This window comes from Candidatus Mesenet endosymbiont of Phosphuga atrata, assembly GCF_964020175.1.
Taxonomy (GTDB): domain Bacteria; phylum Pseudomonadota; class Alphaproteobacteria; order Rickettsiales; family Anaplasmataceae; genus Mesenet.
Map to the genome: position 1 here is coordinate 351,990 of NZ_OZ026541.1, position 20,680 is coordinate 372,669.

Sequence of the window (20,680 nt, forward strand, 5' to 3'; positions counted from 1 at the left end):
AAATTATTATATTTAATAATTTTAAAAAGGAATTCAATTTATTTTGAGATTTGATTTATAGAGTTTACCTACAAAAAAAATATTAGTAGCATTAGCTTATTCTTAAAGTTACTGTAACATATGAAAGATAATAAGCTACAAAAAGTCAGGGGTACCAAAGATTTATTACCTGATGAATACTTTAAATTAAGGTATGTTCAAAAAGTAGCAAAAGATATTTCTTATTTGTATGGTTTTTTACCGGTAGACACACCAATATTTGAATTCACTGAAATTTTCACTAAGGCATTGGGTGAAACTTCAGATGTTATCATGAAAGAGATGTATACTTTTGATGATAAGGGAGGTGAGAGCATAACTTTACGTCCAGAATTTACAGCAGCAATAGCGAGATTATTTATAAGTAAAAGGCTGCAACCTCCAATTAAATTATTTTCGACAGGTCCAATTTTCCGCTATGAAAGGCCACAAAAATGTAGGCAGCGGCAATTCCATCAAATTAATTTTGAGTCTTTTGGTAGCAAAGAACCACAAGCAGACACGGAAATAATAGCACTTGGATATCACATATTAGATAAACTTGGACTGAACGATAAAATAAGGTTAGAGATAAATTCTTTAGGTGATAACGAAACTATCAAAGCCTATAGATCAGCACTTATAGAATATTTAAATAAATATAAGAATGATTTATCTGAAATTAGTAGAAAAAGATTAGAGATTAACCCTTTGCGTATACTTGATTCTAAAGATGATAAAGACAAGGAATTACTCTTGCATGCACCTAATATTGACAATTTTTATACAGAATGCTCACGCAAGTTTTTTGATGAGGTTTTAAATGGGCTAGAAAATCTTAAAATACCATACTCAATTAATACTAAACTAGTACGTGGACTTGATTATTATTGTCACACTGTATTTGAATTTACTACCAAAGATTTAGGAGCACAGGGAGCAGTATTGGCAGGTGGTAGATACGATGGACTGATTGCTGCAATGGGCGGTAACAAAACGCCAGCAATTGGTTTTGCTGGTGGGGTTGAAAGAATTATTGAACTTATAGATTACAAACATAAGTACGTAAGACCAATAGCACTCATTCCTATTGGAAATTATGCAGAAAAATATGCTGCTTCGCTTGCTTTTAAGTTACGTCAAAATGGGTATTACATCGTTTGGGAATATGGTGATAAGACAAAGCAGCGTATGAGTTATGCAAACAAAATCAATGCTTGCGTTTCATTAATTTTTGGTGATGAGGAGCTATCAGATAAAAAAATAAAATTAAAGAATATGGATACGCAAGAAGAACAAAAAATAGATTTAGGTAATATTGAACAAGCTCTTGCTCAGTTTAAGCTTTAGATAAAAATCTTGTACTTATTATTGAACTATATTAAATTAACTTACTGTAATTAATTCAGTTTTTATTTTGCAGAAAAATTTTTTAATATGGCTATTGGTATCATTATTCTATGCATATCAATATATACTGCGCGTAATTCCCAATATAATTGGGTCAGAACTAATAGATAGATTTCAAATAGACACTTCTGGTATAGGTCAATTTTCTGGTTTATATTATGTAGGATATACTTTAGCACACATACCAGTTGGCATTCTTTTAGATAGATTTGGCCCAAAATTTGTATTATCAGTTTGTGTGATTTTAACATTTTTAGGAACAGTTCCATTACTCTTTGAATCATGGGCTTATTGCAATTTTGGTAGAATTATAGTTGGCATAGGTTCCTCTGCTTCTGCAATTGGACTTTTTAAAGTAATAAGCATGTATTATAGTCAGGAAAAATTTGCAAAAATGGTAAGTTTTTCTATTACTATCGGTCTACTTGGAGCAATGTATGGTGGCTTGCCCCTGCATTTACTACTTAATAAATTTGGATGGGATTATGTATTTATAACATTTATAGCTTTAGGCTGTTTTCTCGCTTGTGCTATGTTATTCCTTATACCTAAAAGTAACGTAATTACTTCCAACAATGAACAGACTAATGTTGGATTTAGGGAAATGAAAAATTTAATTTGTAATAAATATATCTTACTTGTTAGTTTCTTTGGAGGACTGATGGTTGGTCCTTTAGAGGGATTTGCAGATGGCTGGGCAACAACTTTTTTAATTAAAGTTTACAATATTAGTGCGGATTTAGCTTCGTTTTTGCCTTCATTAATATTTATCGGCATGTGTTTTGGTCTTTCATTACTTGCTTATATATTGGAAAAGAAGCCAACAAAACATTACGAAATAGTAATATCTTGCGCAGTCTTAATGGCCATAAGCTTCACGTTACTTTTGAGTACCTACTGTAATATTTATGTTATAGGCATACTTCTGCTGCTCATTGGTGGGGCATCTGCATACCAAGTTGTAGCTACATGCAAAGCTATAAGTTATGCAAGTAGTAGTATGGTAGCCATTGCTACAGCTATTAGTAATATGGTGGTTATGTTTTTTGGCTATTTTTTCCATACATTAATGTCAGAGATTATAGGATTCTATAGTAATGGTAGCGAATCTGTTGCACTTATAAAATCAATTTCCATAATACCTATAGGCTTAATAATAGCGGTAATTGGATTTTTATGGCTAAGATATAAAGAAAAAAATAGCATTCCTTCTTAAAATATTTGCTTGACTTAGAATATTTTTATTAAATAATTAATATATCTAATGTATAATTAATATATTAATTACAATATGTTGAGATTTTAATTCATCAATGTAACTTATACTTTCTGTTGCTATTAGCATTACTTCCTGAACACAGGAAATTCCCCCCAATCTTTAGTTGTATAACTAAATTGCTAATAGCAACAGAAAGTATAAGTTATTTCTTTAAGCGTATACCCACAAGAGAATTATAGCAAATTTTTTTATTTAGCAAAGTCGATTAATTACCGTGCAACAATTGCTACAAAACAGAAACTTGTATAAGTGTTTTGCTCATTATTGCAATATACGTAAGTATTAAAATCATAGCTATTGAATGATAGCTAAAACAATTATTATAAATTAAAGAGCTTTATTAAAAGCTACAAAGTTACATTTGTTTTATTTATATTAATATCGATAAAGTTATCTGACATATTACTTTTCTCCTATAGATATTATTTATTTTACTTATTATATTTTGGCACGAATGTAGTTAAAAAAGTATAAATCTTAATATATTATCTATTCTTTTATTATTTTAAATAAGTAAAGCAGTACAAAATAAAGAAATGATGTAAGGATTATAGTTGGGCCAGTTAGAATATCAAACTGTACTGAAAATAGAAGACCTGATACTGCTGCTATAGCAGAGATGACTGTTGCAATGATGATCATTTGAGTTGGAGTTTTAGCAATTAGCCTTGCTGCTGCTGCTGGAATTAATAGAAAGGCAGTAATCAATAATATTCCAATTAGCTGCGCTGCAACTGCAATAAATATTGATAAAATAATTAAAAATTCTAATCTAACCCAACTGACATTTATGCCTTCTGCTATAGCTAAATCTTGATTTACTGTAATAATTAGCCACCTGCGCCATCTGAGTACTAAAGCAACAATGACAAGTATAGAAATTGTTGAAATAGTTATGATATCCATGCTACTTAACATCAAAATGTCACCAAATAAAGAGTGTATAATATTACTGCTCGTAGATGATAAAAAAGACATAAGTATTAAACTTATGGATAAGACAACATTGGTTATTATGTTTAAAGCTGCATCACGTGAATATAATTTATCAAAATTAATTGAAAGTAATATTGCAAATGTTATTGCGATAATAATTATAGTTACCGAAGTATTGAAGTTAAAAATGAGAGCTAGAGCAATGCCAAGTAATGATGAGTGCGATAAACTATCTCCCAAATAAGATAGCCTTTGCCACACCATAAATGATCCTAAAGCTCCAGTAGCTAAACTAATAATCAACAGTGATATTAGGCTATTTAAAAAAAAACTTTGCATTAGAAGCTCAAGTATCATTTTATATAGCCATTAAAATAGCAATGACATATCTGCCTTCAGATAGCAATACATTATAAGTTCTACAAGCTGCTCCTGTTGACATAAATTCAAAACTCAAGCTCTGCTTGCGTATATGATCTCTTACTGATAGGTGGGGACTTATGTGCTTAGCGCCAGTTCCTACTAATATAACTTCAGTTTCAACATTTAAAAAACGCAACAGGTGATCCATATTATTTATGTCAAGTTCGGGAAATGGAACTACACGCTCAGGAAATACTATAACTGAACCTTTATATTCCTCATTATTTATAATGAAACACCCTTCTTTATATCCATCTATAATTTTTTTATTATCTGAAATAATAGGAGTAATGTCCATAATTTTACACAATTATTTAAATTAGAAAAATATTTTAAATCCTGCGTAAAATCTAGATAAAAATAAAAAAATAATTCAGATGAGATGATGAATGCAAGGAAGCTATGAGATAAAATCTAATATATCATTTTTTTAATACATACAACTACTTTAAAATGAAAATTTCTAAATTAGTATAGATCTAATTGACCAAAACTGCTGTAAAGTGGGGTGAAAACTGCCATTATGATCCACATAATCAAAAGGCCTAATATTATTACAAATGCTGGTTTGATGATTGAAATTAAGCTATCAATTGCATCATTAATCTCTGTATCATAAAAAGTATTAATGTTGCTTATTGCCTCAGTAATATTGCTGCTTTTTTCTCCGATGTTGAACATATGAACGGCAAATCCTGGAAATTGGTTTGTTTCTTGCATAGCGGAAGTTAAAGTCTTACCGTTTGATATAGAGACCTTAGCATTTATTAATGCCTCCTTTATTACCAGATTTTTTACTGCATCTTTGGCATTGTCGATTGAATTTAAAATATCCAAACCACTCCCATAACATAATGTAAAAAATCGACAAAACCTTGATATTTCAATTTTGCGTATTAATTTTCCTATTATTGGCAGTGAAATTGTTATCTTAGAGCAGGAGTAATTTATAGTTTTTTTTGCTATATAAATAAGCAGGGGAAATAGAGCAGCAACCATTAAGATTATACTCTTGTTTGTAGCACAAAAATTAACTATTGAGATAAGTAGTTTAGTATAAATAGGTAGTGCAATCTCTTGTTCAGTCAAAAAAGTTTCAATAGCTGGTATTACAGTAAACGTCATAACGCACACAACAATACAGATAACAATAAGCATAAATAGAGGATAAGCTATAGCTCTTTTTATTTTATTTTGCAGCTTTAAACTCCATTTTAAATGATCTGCAATGTAGGAAAATACTTCTGCTAACTTTCCAGACTTTTCTCCAACTGCTACTAAGGCAATGAATAATTTTTCAAATACCTTTGGATGTTTAAGTAATGCTGAGGATAGCATACTGCCAGACCTTACATCTTCACACACTTCACTAAAAATTGTCTTAGCAGCAGAATTATTTATCGAGCAGCATAGTTCCTCAAGGGAATTTATAAGTTGCAGCCCTGCTCTTTCCATTTGCTCAATATGAGTGCATACTCTTATTAAATCTTTTGTGCTGATTTTCTTAGGCAAAAATGACCGATTTTTCTGCACATGGTAATCAATTAAGTATAATCCTATCTCATTTAGTTTAGCTTCCAACTCTTTTTCATCTGTAGCGTAAAGCTTATCACGCACTTTATGGCAGGCATGGTTTAATGCTTTATAATAATAAATAGGCATGTTTACAAATATTAGATATAGAGTTACTATAATAGTATTATTAAGTACATATGAATTTGAAATGCTGAGAAAGATTTTTAATATTTTAGTTATACTAACTTTAGTAGGAAGTTTATCTTCTTGTTTTATGTCAAAAGAACGCAGATTAAAAAGTCCATGCATTGGCATAAGTAGTGGGCCTTGCATAAGAGAGCCTGTAAATGACTATTGGTTAAAATAGGTATTTAGTAGGCTTTTGAATATTTGTAAATTTTATTGATATATGTACAAGTTTCCAGTGTTGCTGTCTATAGTACTAGCAGTAATATCCTATTATTTGCACAATGATTTTATATTTGGTGGAGCTAAACTTATAAGTGATATCTTTATTAGTTTACTTAAACTTATTAGTTTGCCATTGGTTTTTTTTTCTATTACTGCAACTATTTCAGGACTGAAGAATTCTATAGAAATTAAAACTCTGACAAAGAAAACTTTATTTTATACATTACTTACTACCACTGTAGCAGCACTTATTGCTTTATCTATTTATTTACTCATCAATCCAGCAAATAAGCATTTGGTGAGTAGCTCTATAGGGAATGCGAATGCTAACTACAATCATAGTTATTTCTCTTACTTGTATTCACTTATCCCTTCTAATTTCATTCAAGTCTTTCTTGATAATAATGTTGCTGGTAGTATATTGCTCGCTTTTCTTATTGGTTTTGCTGTAATTTCCTTACCCGAGCAGAAGCAAGATATATTGCATCAAATATTTTCCGCACTTTTTGATACTTTACTTATTATAGCTAGACATATACTAAAACTTATGCCACTTGCCGTTTGGGCATTTATTACATGTTTTTTATATGAAGTAAAAGGTAGTAGTGAGTTTTACAATATAATTTGGTATCTTGTGTGCATATCACTAGCAAATCTTATCCAAGCATTTGTAATTCTGCCACTACTTATGTTGTACAAAGGCGTATCACCAATTCAAACTTTTAAAGGAGTTATACCTGCACTAGTTTTGGCATTTTTTTCTAAATCATCCAGTGCAACACTACCAACTACCATCGAATGTGTGCAAAATAAACTTAAAGTACCTAAAAAATTATCTTCTTTTGTATTACCAATATGCACAACAATTAATATGAATGCATGTGCTGCCTTTATTTTAACTACAGTGCTTTTTGTTTCAGAAAGTAATGGTTACAATTTTTCATTAGGTGAGATGTTTATATGGATACTTTTATCTATTGGTGCAGCGATAGGTAATGCTGGAGTGCCAATGGGCTGCTATTTTATGGCAACAAGCTACCTTATATCAATGAAAATTCCTTTAAACATAATGGGAATTATATTACCAGTATATACAATACTTGACATGTTTGAAACGGCTATAAATGTCTGGTCAGATATCTGTATAACACGAGTAATTCATAAAGAGTGTAGTCGAAGATTAACTTAGTTTCTCTTTTTTTCGAATTTTAAGTTCTTTTTACCTCAATGACTTCAATCTTACAAAATTATTGAGATTTTGTATTACAAGCGCAAGCTCCTCGGCAAGTGCAATTCTCTATTTTACTGTTTGGTAAGGATCCTTCCTTATTAACAGTATTTTACTTACTTTTTTCTTATCTTCGTCTGGCATTTCAACACCTTCTTGCGTAATTTTTTCAATTTGTCTATGAGATTCTCTCTTATTTAGATGCAGCTCTGATTCAAATTGCTCACAAAATTCTTTCCTATCCATTTCTTGGGCAAAAGAACTATTATTCAATCTATAAAAAAGTTCTATACACTCAAGTGTTTTTTTGAGAAAATCTTTGAGTTTATTTGTACCGCAGTTTCCTTCCATATTTAATATTGTACTGATAAAATGAGATTTCGTATCTTTCTTTATCTCTGCCGCCACTTTTCTTTGTCCTACTTTTCTTGACTTGTCCTGTTGCTTCTCAAGCTTTTTTCTTCTTGTGCCTTTTTCCTTAAATGTGCAGTGCTGGCATTCAACCTCATTATTGTCATAAATCTTTATCTTATCTCATTCAGACCTTTAAAGGAAGGTCTATAGCTATAAAATGAGAATAGACTTCTTTCGAAACTATAGTATATTCTAAACTAAATGATAAGCTTCAGTAATGGCTTTACCAAAAAAAAGTAATAAGTTTTCTTGTTGATACATTCTAGGTCTTAGCCAACTTTTTATTGTATGCCAACAGTGCTCAATGGGATTCAAATCTGGAGAATATGTAGGAAGATAGAGCAGATGGCAATATGCGCTTTCTATTAATTCCTTTGTTTTGGCAGTTTTATGGAAAGTAGCATTGTCCATAATTATTGTGGTGCCACGCTGCAATTGTGGCAGTAATATTTGCCCTAACCACATATTAAACACTTCCTTATCACATCCACCTGTAAAAGTCATTGGTGCGATAAATCTTTTCTCAATCCAACCTCCTATCATACTAATTCTTTGGCGTTTTTTACCTAAAATATCCGCATAAATTTTCTCTCCTCGCAAAGCTCTTCCATATTCCCGATATAACCTATTGTCAACTCCAGCTTCATCTACATACACAATGCTCGAATGGTCTATTTTGGCGATCTTTTTAATAAATTTTTGTCTATCCTCATAACTTCGCTCTCGATAAATTGTGACTTTTTTTTAATGTGATTTTTAGCTGTTATACCAAATTGCACTTATTCCGAAACCAAGGTTCTGTTTCATCTCTGCTAGCGTATGATCTGGGTGCTTTTTTACATACTCTGCAAGCATTTGTGGGTCTATTTTTCGTATGAAACCACTGGGTTTCGTTGGTTTCAGACTTTCACCAGCAGCTTTCTTTTTTAGCCACCTATATAATGTCGCTATCCCCACCTCAAAAAGCTCCGCAATCTCAGCTTTTGATTTTCCTTTTTTAACCAAAGATACTGCTTTTTCCGTAAATCCACGCTGTACGCCATTTCCTTCATTCCCCAAAATGCTCATTATACCTTTATCATTTGTTTTTGAAAGTACTATACTTTCGCTACAAAAACAAATTCAAAAAGAAAAATTGCATCTAACGACAAAATTAATAACAACCTCTCCCATAAAAAAAGTAGACTTCAAGAAAATGTTGAGGTATGCATAAAGCCATCTAGTGAATTAACGATACCAAATATGTCTAGCAAGTTAACTAATACTACTAGAGGTAATGCATTATTGGAGCTGTGACATATTTTTATGACGTGGTTAAATATGTTTTTTTGCTTCAGTTAAATTGTAACTTCAAATATATCAATGACAGAAGCTGCGAATTCCAGTGAACAGCATTGCTATATTATTTTTATCTGCCTCTTCTATTACCTCTTTATCTTTTACAGACCCTCCTGGTTGTATTATTGCTGTTATTCCAGCATTTGCGCTTTGTGTTATACTATCTGAAAAGGGAAAAAATGCATCTGAAGCTAAAACCGCTCCTTGACAATTCCCTGCTTTTTCAATTGCAATTTTAACACTATCAATTCTACTCATTTGCCCAGCACCTATGCCAATTGCACTGTGATTTTTTGCAATAACAATAGCGTTTGATTTTACATGTTTACACACCTTCCACGCAAAGAGCAATTCATTTTTCTCCACTTCTGTAGCAAAGCGCCTGGTTACTTGTTTCATTTCTTTTATTGTCAATTGATGCAGGTCATTTTCTTGAACGAGAAAACCACCAGTAACATTTTTAATATTATATTTATTTTGCTTATATGATTTAGAAATGATGATGCGCAGGTTTTTCTTTTTTTGTAAAACTGCGAGTGCTTCTCTGCTTATAGACGGTGCTATTACTACCTCTATAAACATTTTATTTATCTCCTCTGCCAGTTCTAACTCTATCTCTCTATTGAACGCGATCACGCCACCAAAACTACTAACTTCATCACAAAGCAAAGCTTTTTTATAAGCATTAAAAATATCACTTCCAAGTGCTACTCCACAAGGATTTGTGTGCTTAATTATAGCAGCTGCCGGTTCTGCAAATTCAGCTACTATTTTTATAGCAGCTTCTATATCTACTATGTTATTATAACTTAAATCTTTGCTACCATAACACTTCTCCAGCGGATATTGAGTGAACTCGTCACTGTAAAAAGCAGCCTTTTGGTGTGGGTTTTCACCACACCTTAAATCCTGCACCTTTTGTCCATGAGATATAAAAAACTTTGGTAAATCATCACTTTTATTCTCTAGCCAATTATAGATATAAGAATCGTAGCTAGACGTTATAGCAAAAGCCCTAGCAGCAAGTTGTTTTCTATATTCAAGTGTAGTACTACCACAATTACCATTCATTTGCTCTTTAAGGGTTGAGTAATCACCAATTTTGGAAATTATAGTTACAAAGTGAAAATTCTTGGCCGCTGCTCTCATCAGTGCCACGCCACCTATATCTATCTGCTCTATTACTTGTTCTTCAGATAGGTTAACATCAGAAGAAGCTCGCAAAAAAGGATAAAGATTGACAATTAAAAGGTCTATCGACTCAATGTTTAATCGATCAATTTCAGCATTATGTTGCTTGCGATTATTTAAAATTCCTCCATGCACTTTAGGATGTAACGTCTTTACTCTGCCATCAAGTATCTCTGGAAATCCTGTATAGTCTGATACTTCTTGAGTATTAATACCGGCTTCGAGCAATGTTTTGTGAGTGTTACCTGTTGATATTATTTCAACCTCTTGCTCAAGCAAAAAAGATGCAAGATCTACAATGTTTGTTTTATTGTAAACTGAAATCAGAGCTCTTTTTATCATTTTGAATCATTGCTAAAATTGTTGCTTCTGCAACTAAGTCATCTTCAACATATGCACCACAAGAAAATTTACATGTGTTTTGACGATGATTTATCACTTGTGAATGCAATACTAATGTATCCCCGGGAATAACTGGTTTGCGAAATTTTGCATTTTCAATAGACATAAAATATACAACTTTTTTATCTTCTTGATTTAAAACACATACTGCAGAAGTTTGCGCCATAGCTTCAATAATAAGTACCCCAGGCATAACTGGATGATCTGGAAAATGACCAGAGAAATAATATTCGTTAAATGTAACATTTTTTATTGCTTTTGCACTCTTACATGACTCATATTCTATCACTCTATCTATTAGTAAAAATGGATATGAATGCGGCAATAATTTAATGATCTCATTTATGTTAAACGGCAATTGCATTATTTATGCGCTGCTTTGATATCAATACTTGGCATCTTCTTATTTAATATCTTTATTGCCTTATCTGATATATCAACCTCATTTCTTGCATAAAAGACTTGCTCTTCTTTTGATATAAATAACACTAAACCTATATTTTCTTCCCCTGCTATATTACTTGCTATATTTTTTACTTCACTTAAAACCTCTTTAACCGTAGCAATATAAGATTCCCTAAGTTCCATATTTTTTTGTGATAAATCTTGCTGTACTTTTAGCACTGATTCATTAAACTCTCTCATCTTTTGACTAAAAGCTTCTTCAGATAATATATCTTGCTGTTTAGATATCTCTTGCTTAATTTTATGCAGCTCCTCCTCTTGCTTAGAAGAATCTTCTTGCAAAGTAGCTTGTTCGCTATCCACCTGCTTTTTTATACTTTGAAAAGCTAAAGATTCAGAGATAATCTTATCTCTATCAACAATTGCAAATTTTACACAATCTTTATTACTACAAATCCCTTCAGTAGCAAATAATAAAAGAATAACAATAGTAGAAATCAAAAACCGCTTCATTTTAAATACCAGTATCAACAGAAAACCTAACAATCTTTGGTAAATCATATGGCTCCTTTGCTAGAGGAAACCCAAAATCTAACCTCATTGGACCTAAAGGAGAATTCCAAGAAAACCCAAAACCTGCTGAGATTCTTAAAGAATTGTCACTAAAATAATCCTTATTTTTATAGTCTAGACCATATAGTGTGCCATAGTCAACAAATAATGATCCCTTAACACCTGCATACTCAGGCAATCCTATAGGAAAGTCTGCTTGAGTGGTGCCAACAAAATAAAATTTACCACCTAATGCATCCCCACCTAACTTATCTTGATATTTTGAACTCCACGCTCTTGGCCCTACTCCAGCTAAGTCAAAACCTCTAATTTCATTCATTCCTATAAAAAAGCGCTGACCTATTTTTAATTCTTCATCACTATAAGAAAAAACATACCCTATACTTCCCTTAAAACGTAGTACAATGTTATCATTGATTTTAGGTAATATAGATTTGAAAACTGCAAAAGAGGCTTCAGATTTAAGATAATTTAAAGTGCCACCAAACCCAGATAAGTCCTGGCTTGCACGAAGTAAATAACCATTTTTAGGGCTATATATACTATCAAGTTTATTATAAGTTAGCGTATACCCAATTGATGAATCGATGTTTTTCCCTTCCTGCTCTTTTATAAAAAGAGAAGCATTTTTTGCAACATTTACAATGTTATTGTATTTAAAAGAATAACGTAAAGACTGACTTAAGTTATCTGTAATATCATAAGACAACCTAGTTATAAATCCCGAATTCTTACTACTAAAGTTACTATCTATACTTTGAGCTTGTGAAGAAAAAAATACACCAATTCCTAAAGAAACATCAGAATCAAAAATATGATTTTCAGTAAAATCTATGTTATTTGAAAATGACAATGCTGTTTTTTCAAGCGAAAATGACAACTCCCTTCCAGTACCAAATAAATTCCTTTCCTTAATATTAATGTTTCCCATCAGTCCACTTGCTGTAGAAAATCCTCCACTTATTTGAAAGCTACTGGTACTTTTTTCTTTTACGCTGACATTAAGATTAACAACATTATCCTGTAATTTATTGCTTTCCATATCCACTATTTCAAAAAGACCTGTATTAATCAACTTTCTGCGGGATTTTTGCACCAGAAGAATATTATATGGATCACCTTCTGAAATACTTAATTGACGCCTAATAACTTTGTCTAATGTCTTATTATTGCCACTGATATCTATTCTATTAATGTATTCTTCCTTTCCTATTGATACTTTGTAACTGATATCAACAATATCTTCATGTTTATTGTATTCCGGCTCAACTTGAGCAAAAATGTAACCTTTATCATTTAAATATTTGTTAATTTTCATAGCGGTGCCATTTACTGCTTCAGCACTAAATACTTCTCCGCTTTTGATCTTTAACATTTTTGTTATTTCTTGCTCAATATTTTGTAGCTGTGAGTCAACATTAACTTGAGTGGAACCAACGTTATATTTTGTCCCTTCCTCAATTAAAAGTGTTAGATAAGCACCAAAATTATCATCAAATTCAACAACTGAATTGACTATAACATCAATGTATCCTTTGTTTGAATAAAAGTAACCAATTAAAGCTTTATCAAGCATGATGCGTTCTGGAAGGTATTTTGCATTGCTATTAAAAATTCTAGCTGCCTTATATTCTTTGCTGTAAATAACGTGCTTTAATTCATTATCAGAGAATTTCTTATTACCAATAAATCCAATTCGTTTAACTGAAGATGTTCGCCCCTCTTCTATTTTTAGTACTATATCAATCCTGTTATTTTCAAGCTTCATAATTTCATACTTCACCTTAGCTTGAAGTTTGCTAGCGCTATTTCTATAAGTAGAAGTGAGATTTATTATGTCATTCTTCAATTTTGCTTCAGTGAAAGTAGCAAGTGGTTTAAGCCCTAATATATTGTTTTTTATCTCCTTACTGCTTAATGCACGATTTCCACTTATAATTATATTATTAACTATAGGGTTTTCTTTTAGTGTAATTATCAGATTTTGTTTCTCATCAACTACTACCTCAATATTACTAAAAAGCCCTGTTTTATGTAGATTTTTTATAATTGCATCAATGTCATTGTCGTCAACCTCATCACTTATTTTGGCATACGAATGTATAGTCTGGTAATCAAGGCGCTCATTACCAATAATCTCCACAGCTTTAACCTTTTGCCGCATAGCATTACTTGAAGCTATAACACAAAAAGGAATAAGCAAAATTGATATAAAAGCTATTATATTCTTCATTTTATTAAAATATGCCTTATATCGTTAAAAGTAGCAAAGGCCATTAAAGACAGTAAAAATACTGTCCCTATTGCTGCCGCATATGTCTGAATTTTTGGATTTAAACTACGACGCAAAACTGCTTCTACTATGTACTGAAATAGGTAACCACCATCAAGCATAGGAATAGGCAGTAAATTCATTATACCTAAATTAATAGAGATCATCGCTATAAATGATAAAACTACAAAAAACCCTCCTTTCATTGACTGCCCAGAGTGCTGTGCAATTTTAATTGGCCCTCCTAGTTCTTTAATATCTCTATGACCCTTAATAATCTGTCCAATTGCAGATAACGTAAACTTTGTTAAGCTATAAGTTTCAGTTAGAGATTTTATAGTAGCATCAAAAATAGATAGCCTAACAAAACTTTGCGGATCATAAGGCAACACTCCTATAAAGCCGATTTTAATTTCATTGCCAAACATATCCTTATTATCAATTACTTCAGGCGTGATATTAGTTTTATATTCATGATCATCACGCTTATATTTTATTTCCAACTTTATCCCTGGACTTAGCATTACTATACGTTTTACATCCTCAAAGTATTTTATCTTTTGTCCGTTAACACTTAAGATCACATCCTTTGGCAGAAAGCCTGATCTTTCAGCAGCACTATCACCCAATACTTGACCGACAATTGGGGAAGTTTGATAATTACCATGCGTATAAAACAAAATAGTAAAAATCAATACTGTAAGAATTATATTGGCTAAAGGTCCAGCAAAAACAATTATAGCTTTTTTATATAGTGGCTTGTTATAAAATGAATGTAATTTTTCTTCATCTGTGAGTGTTTTTTCACTATCTTTTGTATCCCCAAGCATTTTAACGTAACCACCTGCTGGAATAGCACTAAACTTCCATCTAGTTCCAGATTTATCGTTAAAACCAATAACCTCTGGACCAAATCCTATTGAGAATAATTCAACTTTTACTTTACAGATTTTAGCAGCAATGTAATGACCATATTCATGTATGAAAATGATGATTGAGATTATGAGAAGAAAGGAAAAGAAGTAAAATAACACTCCACTAAATTGACTAGCTAAATCAGAAAGAAATATCATTTCTCAGCAAAAGATTAAAACTCTGTTATTATATTGACCTATACATAGCTTGACAATAAAATTATTAATGTGAATTTTTTTACTATTAAAATGAATGATACAACATCATTGAGAAAAAAACTATTGTATAGGAGTTTGCATAGAGGATGCAAAGAAACTGACATATTGCTTGGTAGATTTGCTGCAGAGTTTATTGACCACTTCTCTGACTATGAATTAGATGAGTACGAGAAAATTGTCGATCTTGATGATCATGAGCTATACTGTTATATAACTGGCAAGCAAGCTATACCAATTTCACTAAGTTCTAATATTATAAATTCCATTATTAAATTTAATAATTCATTTTTTAATAGTTAGAATATTGTTTAAGTGAAGAAGCACGATTTCCTATTGAAAAATTACTTATCACTTAATTGCTCTTGACGCTCTTGTTCTTCTATACAGTAAAGAGCCAAAGGATCAATCTCAAGCCTTTCGATTCCTATTTCTTCTCCAGTTCCTTCGCAATACCCATATTGTCCAGAATCAATTTTTTTTAAGGCATTATTAATTTTTTTATCGATTCCAAAGAACGTTTACTGGTTTCAAGCTCGATACCAATTTCATGCTCTCTAGATGCCATATCTATTATATCCTTATCTCGATCCTTATAATCAAGAACTGTTGAAATTTTATTTTCTGTTTGTTTTGTGAGCAAAGACTGCATTGATAATAACTTGCGTTTAAAATATTCTAGATGCATCGGATTCATGTAATCTTCATCTTGCGAAGGTTTGTAATTGTGCAGCAATTCTATCTCCATAAATTCTCCGTTTTTAGCAAGATATTATAAAATATTGTAGGTTAAAAATCCGTTATTATAATGAAGTATTAAGTCTTTTCACTTGTAATGAAGCCAGGTGTTATATCACAAACTCAAATTTGTAAGTAGTGATTATTGAAAAGGAATTAAGTTTAATATTAAACAAAAGTAGCAATCTTATAAACGTTATTGCTCTATTTATAGCAATGCTAATCTTAGCTTTATTTGCAACTAAAGATGTACCAGAAGTTAAAGTAACACTTGTATGGATTTGTGCAACTTTTGCACTACAAATGTCCATGCATAATTTGTTTGAAAGTGATTATAATGATGGCACTCTAGAACAGATATTTATATGCAATTACCCCTCACAACTAGTAATTTTTCTTAAAATCTTTGCTCATTGGTTATGCTTTGGTTTGCCTATTGCAGTTATTTCTTTCATTATCGATGTAATAACATTAGGTAGTAATTTATATAATTCAATTTTGCTTATTCTAGCTTTATTATTGAGTACTATAGGGGTAGTATTTGTCTCTGCAGTTGGATGTTCGTTAACGATAGGTCATAATAATTCAGCAGCAATATCACAAGTGCTTATTTTACCAACGATAATACCAATGTTTATACATTTTTACCTCATTACTCATGTATATGATATAAATGTTCTACTAATAGGAGGATTACTTTTTATTGCTTTTATAACCGTTAGTGGATTTGTCACACACACAGCAATAAAATTTGCTGTACAGCATTCTTAATTTTCCTCTGGTAGTATCAAATTTCTATTTACTCATTTTTTGTCCTGTTAACCCTTCTACAGAAGGATTACTTAACTGATTCTCTGGAATCATAAGTTTTATGAACAATTCACCTTCATGAAAATTTACTTTTTTGATGTTAGCAAAGTTTAGTTTATGATCTGATACATATTTTATTATTTGCTCAGAATTTTTCTTAACTGCTTCAAAACAAGAATTTTCCTTGGAAAAAAAGTACTTTATGTCAGATACATCAAATTTGTACTTTAAAAGACATTCTGTTAGTTCTAGATTCTCTTTCATCTTATTAAAGATATCATCCTCAAAAGAGAATATATCTTTTATTTTATCAACGCTATAGGTAGCTTGATGTTGTAAGAGAAGTCTTAAAAGCTCTCTGTTGTCTTCATTTTTTATCTTATTAAAAGTAATATCATCATAAGAAAATATTTTACCAATGTTTTCCTTATTAACAGAATATGTAAATAGAAAGTCAATAAATTCGAAGTTCTCTTTTATTTTTTCTAAATCATTAAACTTCTCTATTATATCTCCTGCATTATCAATAGGAAATATTGCCTCAACTCTAGATAGCTTAATTTCATCTTCCTTGTAAAGGTATAGTAAATGTTTCAAAAACAGCTGACCTTGCTTACCAAGATCTATGCGTAATACATTTTTTATACTCAGTTTTGTAGTATCTTTTTTATCTATCGGAATATCGTTATCAAGCAGAAGCTTGACTAGATTTATTTGGTCTTCTGAAAAATTTGGATCAATAAATATATTTTTAATGTTATCTTTATTATATACTTCTTTATTTTTTTCATGTGCGCTTAAAAATAGCTGAAAACAGCTTAAGCTTTCCTGACTAGCAAACACTTTAGAGACAAATTTTCTGCTTCTTCTTGGAAATTGCAATATCTCCAAGAACACATCTTTATTTTTATTTATCCCATTTAAGATTTTTTTATTAAATCCTGAATAATAAACCTTGTTTATAAAGAGAAAAATCCTTTTAAAGAAAGATAACATATATATTATAAGTAGATAATAATATATTATTTACACGCATAAAGTGTATTTTTTGTATATATTTATGTTGCCATTTTATTTACAACTTTAAAAACCAGTAATTATATTCTACTATTTATGCAATTTTTAAGCTTTTTACTTATAGACTTATCTTGAATTTTTAATAAAATTTAAGGTTCTAATAAGTTTTTTAAATTATGATTCGAAATATAGCAATAATCGCTCACGTTGATCACGGTAAAACTACTTTACTTGATAACATGTTAAAACAGAGTGGCACGTTTCGTGAAAACCAAGAAATTGGCGAACGCGTCATGGATAGCAATGATCAAGAGCGAGAACGTGGAATAACAATACTAGCAAAATGTACTGCTGTTATGTGGAATGATGAAAAGATCAACATAATAGACACTCCAGGGCATGCAGATTTCGGTGGAGAAGTAGAAAGAGTATTGTCTATGGCAGATGGGGTATTACTTTTAGTGGACGCTTCAGAAGGACCTATGCCGCAAACAAAATTTGTGCTTAGCAAAGCCCTAAAAGCAGACCTGCATCCAATAGTTATAATCAATAAGGTTGATAGGCCTGACAGTAGAATAGATGAAGTACTAAATGAAATATTTGATTTGTTTATAAATCTTGATGCTACTGAGGAGCAGCTTGATTTCCCAGTTTTATATGCTACAGGAAGAGATGGTTGGTGCGTAAATAATTTATCCGATGAAAGAAAAGATTTAGCACCTTTATTTACAACAATATTAAAACACGTAAAACCATCAAATTATGATTATGATGCTCCATTTGCAATGCTGGTTACATTGCTTGAGTCAGATCGTTTTCTTGGGCGAATACTCACTGGTAAAGTGTATCAAGGTGTGGCTAAAATTAACTCAAATGTAAAAGTATTAAGCCTTAATGGCAAAGTTGTAGAGCAGGGACGCCTGACAAAACTCTTTGCATTTTCTGGGTTAAAGCGCATCAGTATAGAAGAAGCAAGGGCAGGAGATATAATTGCGATTGCTGGAATGGAGGAAGCTTCAGTATCTGATAGTATTACTGCTCCGGAAATATTAGAACCAATCAAATCAACTCCCGTCGATCCGCCTACAATGGCTGTTACAATTAGTGTCAATAGCTCACCATTTGCAGGTCAGGAAGGGACAAAATTAACCTCTACTGTCATTAAAGAACGTCTTTTGCGCGAAGCAGAAACAAATGTAGCAATTACGGTAAAGGAGACAGAAAAAGGTGATGCTTTTGAAGTTGGTGGACGAGGCGAACTACAGCTTGGAGTACTGATTGAAATTATGAGGAGAGAGGGCTTTGAGCTTTCTGTGTCAAGACCTAGAGTGTTATTTAAAGAAGAGGATGGCAAGAAATTTGAGCCTGTAGAAGAAGTTATTATAGATGTCGATGAAGAGTTCAGTGGCATAATAATGGAAAAACTAAGTTTCCGTAAGGGAGAGATGAGAGATATGCGCCCTTCAGGAAATGGTAGAACGAGGCTTGCGTTTTTAGCTCCTTCACGTGGACTTATTGGTTATCAAGGAGAGTTTCTAACGGATTCTCGTGGTACAGGTATTATCAATCGCCTATTCCATAGTTACGAGCCTTATAAGGGCGTAATATCAGGTAGACGTAATGGCGTTTTAATTTCTACAGATAAAGGTGAAGCAGTTGCCTATGCTATCTTTAACCTACAAGATAGGGGAATAATGTTTATAAAGCCGCAAGATAAAGTGTACTGCGGCATGATCGTTGGTCAGCATAATCGTGATAATGATTTAGAGATAAATGTTTTAAAAGGTAAGCAGCTAACAAATGTAAGATCATCAGGAGCGGATGAGGCAATAAAACTTACTCCTCCAAAACTAATGACGCTTGAGGAAATGATAGCGTATATAGGTGACGATGAACTGGTTGAAGTCACACCTAAGTCTATAAGATTGCGCAAGATGCATCTTGATCCTAACGAACGCAAACGTTTCAGTAGGTCAATGCGTAAAGAATAAAGTATCTTTAAAATTGAATTAATTTAAAATATTTCAATTTTTACGCTAAAAATTCTTGACATATATATATTTTTACTGCAACGATAATATTCTATAATTTTAGAAGGAATATTACTATGTTAAGTAAAAATATATATGCAGTTATAATTTTACTTTTTTGTTCATCTGCACATTGTGCTGAATTAAAGAACTTCTATGTTCGAGGTGGTTATTTTGGTGCGTTTGGAAATGCAATGGGAGATTTCTCTGGCAAGGAAGAAGCCGGTAACGTAACAGAAAAGGTTATGAGCTTCAATTCAGATGAAGAATTTATAGAAGGTTATGAGCCTAAATATACCCCAGGCTTTGCTGGTAGCGGCACAATTGGCTATCAGTTAAATGCATTACAGCTGCTGCTTATGCTTTCACGTCTATTGCCCTCTAGAATTGAAATTGAAGGTTTATACTCGCAGCTTAACCTCGATGATGAAGAATATGGAGATAAAGATAAGGCTGGATATGTTGAACTTGTTCGCAGTGGCCCAGCTACACTTGCTGCTGGTGATATGACTCCCTCTGCTGGTACAACATGTGATTCGAAATGGAAAACTATCACTAGCCCCCCTTGTAATCTGAGAAAGCTATTGATTGGAAATGATTCAGTAGTTTCAAAACTTGTCGGAACAAATGCTGCATTCAAAATAAAAGATGAAGGCTTTCACAATCGAGCTATGTTGATGAGCGTATATTATGACTTAAATATAAATCCATATCTTGTTCCATACGTTGGTGGTGGTTTGGGGTTCACTCAAGTCAAATTTTTAGGAAAAAGTCATTATGCTCCTGCCTATCAACTAAAGCTTGGTGCAAGTTATAGATTAGCTGAAAAAGCTCAAATATTTGCCGGTTTGCGTTATTTTGGCATCTTTAATGATGAATTTGCAAGTGTTTTACCTATAACTAAAATTCCAGCTGGTGATGCAGGAACTTTAAATAATGTGGTTGTTAACGATGTTAGACATCAAAGTAATGACTATCATTATAATTACTCTACGCGTATTGCCTCAACCACTGCAACCATTAATCATAGGTTTGGTGTTTATGGTTTAGAGATTGGCATGGTTTATAATTTCTAACATCTTTAAGTAAAGCCTGCCAGTATGCAATTTATTATAAAATTAGTGTATTTTCAATTTAGGA

At 31.9% G+C, this 20,680-nt stretch carries 21 protein-coding genes; 7 read left to right on the forward strand and 14 right to left on the reverse strand.

The genetic code is table 11. The features are described 5' to 3' along the window. The first annotated feature begins 120 nt into the window (after positions 1-120). Together hisS and AACL09_RS01730 are read left to right on the forward strand one after the other, a co-directional pair. Positions 121-1,368 (forward strand): histidine--tRNA ligase, encoded by a 1,248-nt coding sequence (hisS, locus tag AACL09_RS01725; protein ID WP_339048423.1) that lies wholly within the window; start codon positions 121-123, stop codon positions 1,366-1,368. A gap of 67 nt (positions 1,369-1,435) precedes the next feature. After that, positions 1,436-2,644, forward strand: a complete 1,209-nt coding sequence (locus AACL09_RS01730; protein WP_339048425.1) for an MFS transporter — start codon at positions 1,436-1,438, stop codon at positions 2,642-2,644. A gap of 552 nt (positions 2,645-3,196) precedes the next feature. Here the strand turns inward: AACL09_RS01730 and AACL09_RS01735 are convergent. The 3 genes from AACL09_RS01735 to AACL09_RS01745 all read right to left on the reverse strand — a co-directional run bounded on the left by AACL09_RS01735 (position 3,197) and on the right by AACL09_RS01745 (position 5,914). Further along, positions 3,197-3,997, reverse strand: coding sequence for a metal ABC transporter permease (locus AACL09_RS01735; protein WP_339048961.1), 801 nt, complete (start codon positions 3,995-3,997; stop codon positions 3,197-3,199). A gap of 4 nt (positions 3,998-4,001) precedes the next feature. Beyond that, positions 4,002-4,364 carry an Mth938-like domain-containing protein gene (locus AACL09_RS01740; RefSeq protein ID WP_339048427.1) on the reverse strand — a complete coding sequence of 121 codons (363 nt, stop codon included), beginning with the start codon at positions 4,362-4,364 and terminating at the stop codon, positions 4,002-4,004. Between the two features lie 170 nt (positions 4,365-4,534). Beyond that, entirely contained in the window at positions 4,535-5,914 is a 1,380-nt protein-coding gene (locus AACL09_RS01745; protein ID WP_339048429.1) for a type II secretion system F family protein, read from the reverse strand. 76 nt (positions 5,915-5,990) lie between these two features. On the opposite strand from AACL09_RS01745, the gene AACL09_RS01750 reads away from it, so the two are divergent. Beyond that, positions 5,991-7,181 (forward strand): dicarboxylate/amino acid:cation symporter, encoded by a 1,191-nt coding sequence (locus AACL09_RS01750; RefSeq protein WP_339048431.1) that lies wholly within the window; start codon positions 5,991-5,993, stop codon positions 7,179-7,181. Positions 7,182-7,289: 108 nt separating this feature from the next. Here the strand turns inward: AACL09_RS01750 and AACL09_RS01755 are convergent, their stop codons facing one another. The 8 genes from AACL09_RS01755 to rseP form a co-directional block, all read right to left on the reverse strand. Beyond that, a complete protein-coding gene (locus tag AACL09_RS01755) occupies positions 7,290-7,628 on the reverse strand; it encodes a hypothetical protein (RefSeq protein ID WP_339048433.1) in 339 nt (112 codons plus the stop codon). A gap of 198 nt (positions 7,629-7,826) precedes the next feature. Next, on the reverse strand, positions 7,827-8,366 hold the full coding sequence (locus AACL09_RS01760; RefSeq protein WP_339048963.1) for an IS630 family transposase: 540 nt from the start codon (positions 8,364-8,366) through the stop codon (positions 7,827-7,829). Between the two features lie 24 nt (positions 8,367-8,390). After that, positions 8,391-8,702 carry an IS630 transposase-related protein gene (locus AACL09_RS01765; RefSeq protein ID WP_339048434.1) on the reverse strand — a complete coding sequence of 104 codons (312 nt, stop codon included), beginning with the start codon at positions 8,700-8,702 and terminating at the stop codon, positions 8,391-8,393. 291 nt (positions 8,703-8,993) lie between these two features. Continuing rightward, positions 8,994-10,505 (reverse strand): bifunctional phosphoribosylaminoimidazolecarboxamide formyltransferase/IMP cyclohydrolase, encoded by a 1,512-nt coding sequence (gene purH / locus AACL09_RS01770; protein WP_339048436.1) that lies wholly within the window; start codon positions 10,503-10,505, stop codon positions 8,994-8,996. After that, a complete protein-coding gene (fabZ, locus tag AACL09_RS01775; RefSeq protein ID WP_339048965.1) occupies positions 10,471-10,923 on the reverse strand; it encodes a 3-hydroxyacyl-ACP dehydratase FabZ in 453 nt (150 codons plus the stop codon). The genes purH and fabZ overlap by 35 nt, the downstream gene beginning before the upstream one ends. A 5-nt stretch (positions 10,924-10,928) precedes the next feature. Beyond that, a complete protein-coding gene (locus tag AACL09_RS01780) occupies positions 10,929-11,483 on the reverse strand; it encodes an OmpH family outer membrane protein (RefSeq protein WP_339048438.1) in 555 nt (184 codons plus the stop codon). A 1-nt stretch (position 11,484) separates the two neighbouring features. Next, positions 11,485-13,776, reverse strand: coding sequence for an outer membrane protein assembly factor BamA (gene bamA / locus AACL09_RS01785; RefSeq protein WP_339048440.1), 2,292 nt, complete (start codon positions 13,774-13,776; stop codon positions 11,485-11,487). Beyond that, a complete protein-coding gene (gene rseP, locus AACL09_RS01790) occupies positions 13,773-14,888 on the reverse strand; it encodes an RIP metalloprotease RseP (protein ID WP_339048442.1) in 1,116 nt (371 codons plus the stop codon). Before rseP ends, bamA begins: the two co-directional genes overlap by 4 nt. Before the next feature lie 90 nt (positions 14,889-14,978). Here rseP and AACL09_RS01795 point away from each other — a divergent pair, with 90 nt between their 5' ends. Continuing rightward, positions 14,979-15,248, forward strand: coding sequence for a succinate dehydrogenase assembly factor 2 (locus tag AACL09_RS01795; RefSeq protein WP_339048444.1), 270 nt, complete (start codon positions 14,979-14,981; stop codon positions 15,246-15,248). A 41-nt stretch (positions 15,249-15,289) separates the two neighbouring features. On the opposite strand, the gene AACL09_RS01800 is transcribed toward AACL09_RS01795, so the two are convergent. Both AACL09_RS01800 and AACL09_RS01805 read right to left on the reverse strand, forming a co-directional pair. Further along, positions 15,290-15,454, reverse strand: a complete 165-nt coding sequence (locus AACL09_RS01800) for a TraR/DksA family transcriptional regulator (protein WP_339048967.1) — start codon at positions 15,452-15,454, stop codon at positions 15,290-15,292. Continuing rightward, positions 15,427-15,693 carry a hypothetical protein gene (locus AACL09_RS01805; RefSeq protein ID WP_339048446.1) on the reverse strand — a complete coding sequence of 89 codons (267 nt, stop codon included), beginning with the start codon at positions 15,691-15,693 and terminating at the stop codon, positions 15,427-15,429. Before AACL09_RS01805 ends, AACL09_RS01800 begins: the two co-directional genes overlap by 28 nt. Positions 15,694-15,821: 128 nt before the next feature. Here AACL09_RS01805 and AACL09_RS01810 point away from each other — a divergent pair, with 128 nt between their 5' ends. After that, a complete protein-coding gene (locus AACL09_RS01810) occupies positions 15,822-16,454 on the forward strand; it encodes a heme exporter protein CcmB (protein ID WP_339048448.1) in 633 nt (210 codons plus the stop codon). A 24-nt stretch (positions 16,455-16,478) separates the two neighbouring features. Here AACL09_RS01810 and AACL09_RS01815 read toward each other — a convergent pair whose 3' ends face one another. Next, on the reverse strand, positions 16,479-17,336 hold the full coding sequence (locus AACL09_RS01815) for a hypothetical protein (protein WP_339048450.1): 858 nt from the start codon (positions 17,334-17,336) through the stop codon (positions 16,479-16,481). Positions 17,337-17,686: 350 nt separating this feature from the next. Between AACL09_RS01815 and typA the strand changes: the two genes are divergently transcribed. Then, positions 17,687-19,501: a translational GTPase TypA gene (typA, locus tag AACL09_RS01820; RefSeq protein WP_339048452.1), complete on the forward strand. Its 1,815-nt coding sequence runs from the start codon at positions 17,687-17,689 to the stop codon at positions 19,499-19,501. A 116-nt stretch (positions 19,502-19,617) separates the two neighbouring features. After that, complete coding sequence (locus AACL09_RS01825; protein WP_339048454.1) at positions 19,618-20,616, forward strand: P44/Msp2 family outer membrane protein; 999 nt, start codon at positions 19,618-19,620, stop codon at positions 20,614-20,616. The last annotated feature ends 64 nt before the right edge of the window (positions 20,617-20,680 follow it).

Bases quoted from the DNA above. Each gene is read 5' to 3' on its own strand.
- AACL09_RS01805 (WP_339048446.1), bottom strand. From the start codon at position 15,693: ATGGAGATAGAATTGCTGCACAATTACAAACCTTCGCAAGATGAAGAT.
- hisS (WP_339048423.1), top strand. From the start codon at position 121: ATGAAAGATAATAAGCTACAAAAAGTCAGGGGTACCAAAGATTTATTA.
- AACL09_RS01745 (WP_339048429.1), bottom strand. From the start codon at position 5,914: ATGCAAGGCCCACTACTTATGCCAATGCATGGACTTTTTAATCTGCGT.
- AACL09_RS01825 (WP_339048454.1), top strand. From the start codon at position 19,618: ATGTTAAGTAAAAATATATATGCAGTTATAATTTTACTTTTTTGTTCA.
- rseP (WP_339048442.1), bottom strand. From the start codon at position 14,888: ATGATATTTCTTTCTGATTTAGCTAGTCAATTTAGTGGAGTGTTATTT.
- purH (WP_339048436.1), bottom strand. From the start codon at position 10,505: ATGATAAAAAGAGCTCTGATTTCAGTTTACAATAAAACAAACATTGTA.
- typA (WP_339048452.1), top strand. From the start codon at position 17,687: ATGATTCGAAATATAGCAATAATCGCTCACGTTGATCACGGTAAAACT.
- AACL09_RS01765 (WP_339048434.1), bottom strand. From the start codon at position 8,702: ATGAGCATTTTGGGGAATGAAGGAAATGGCGTACAGCGTGGATTTACG.
- AACL09_RS01740 (WP_339048427.1), bottom strand. From the start codon at position 4,364: ATGGACATTACTCCTATTATTTCAGATAATAAAAAAATTATAGATGGA.
- AACL09_RS01780 (WP_339048438.1), bottom strand. From the start codon at position 11,483: ATGAAGCGGTTTTTGATTTCTACTATTGTTATTCTTTTATTATTTGCT.
- bamA (WP_339048440.1), bottom strand. From the start codon at position 13,776: ATGAAGAATATAATAGCTTTTATATCAATTTTGCTTATTCCTTTTTGT.
- AACL09_RS01750 (WP_339048431.1), top strand. From the start codon at position 5,991: ATGTACAAGTTTCCAGTGTTGCTGTCTATAGTACTAGCAGTAATATCC.
- AACL09_RS01795 (WP_339048444.1), top strand. From the start codon at position 14,979: ATGAATGATACAACATCATTGAGAAAAAAACTATTGTATAGGAGTTTG.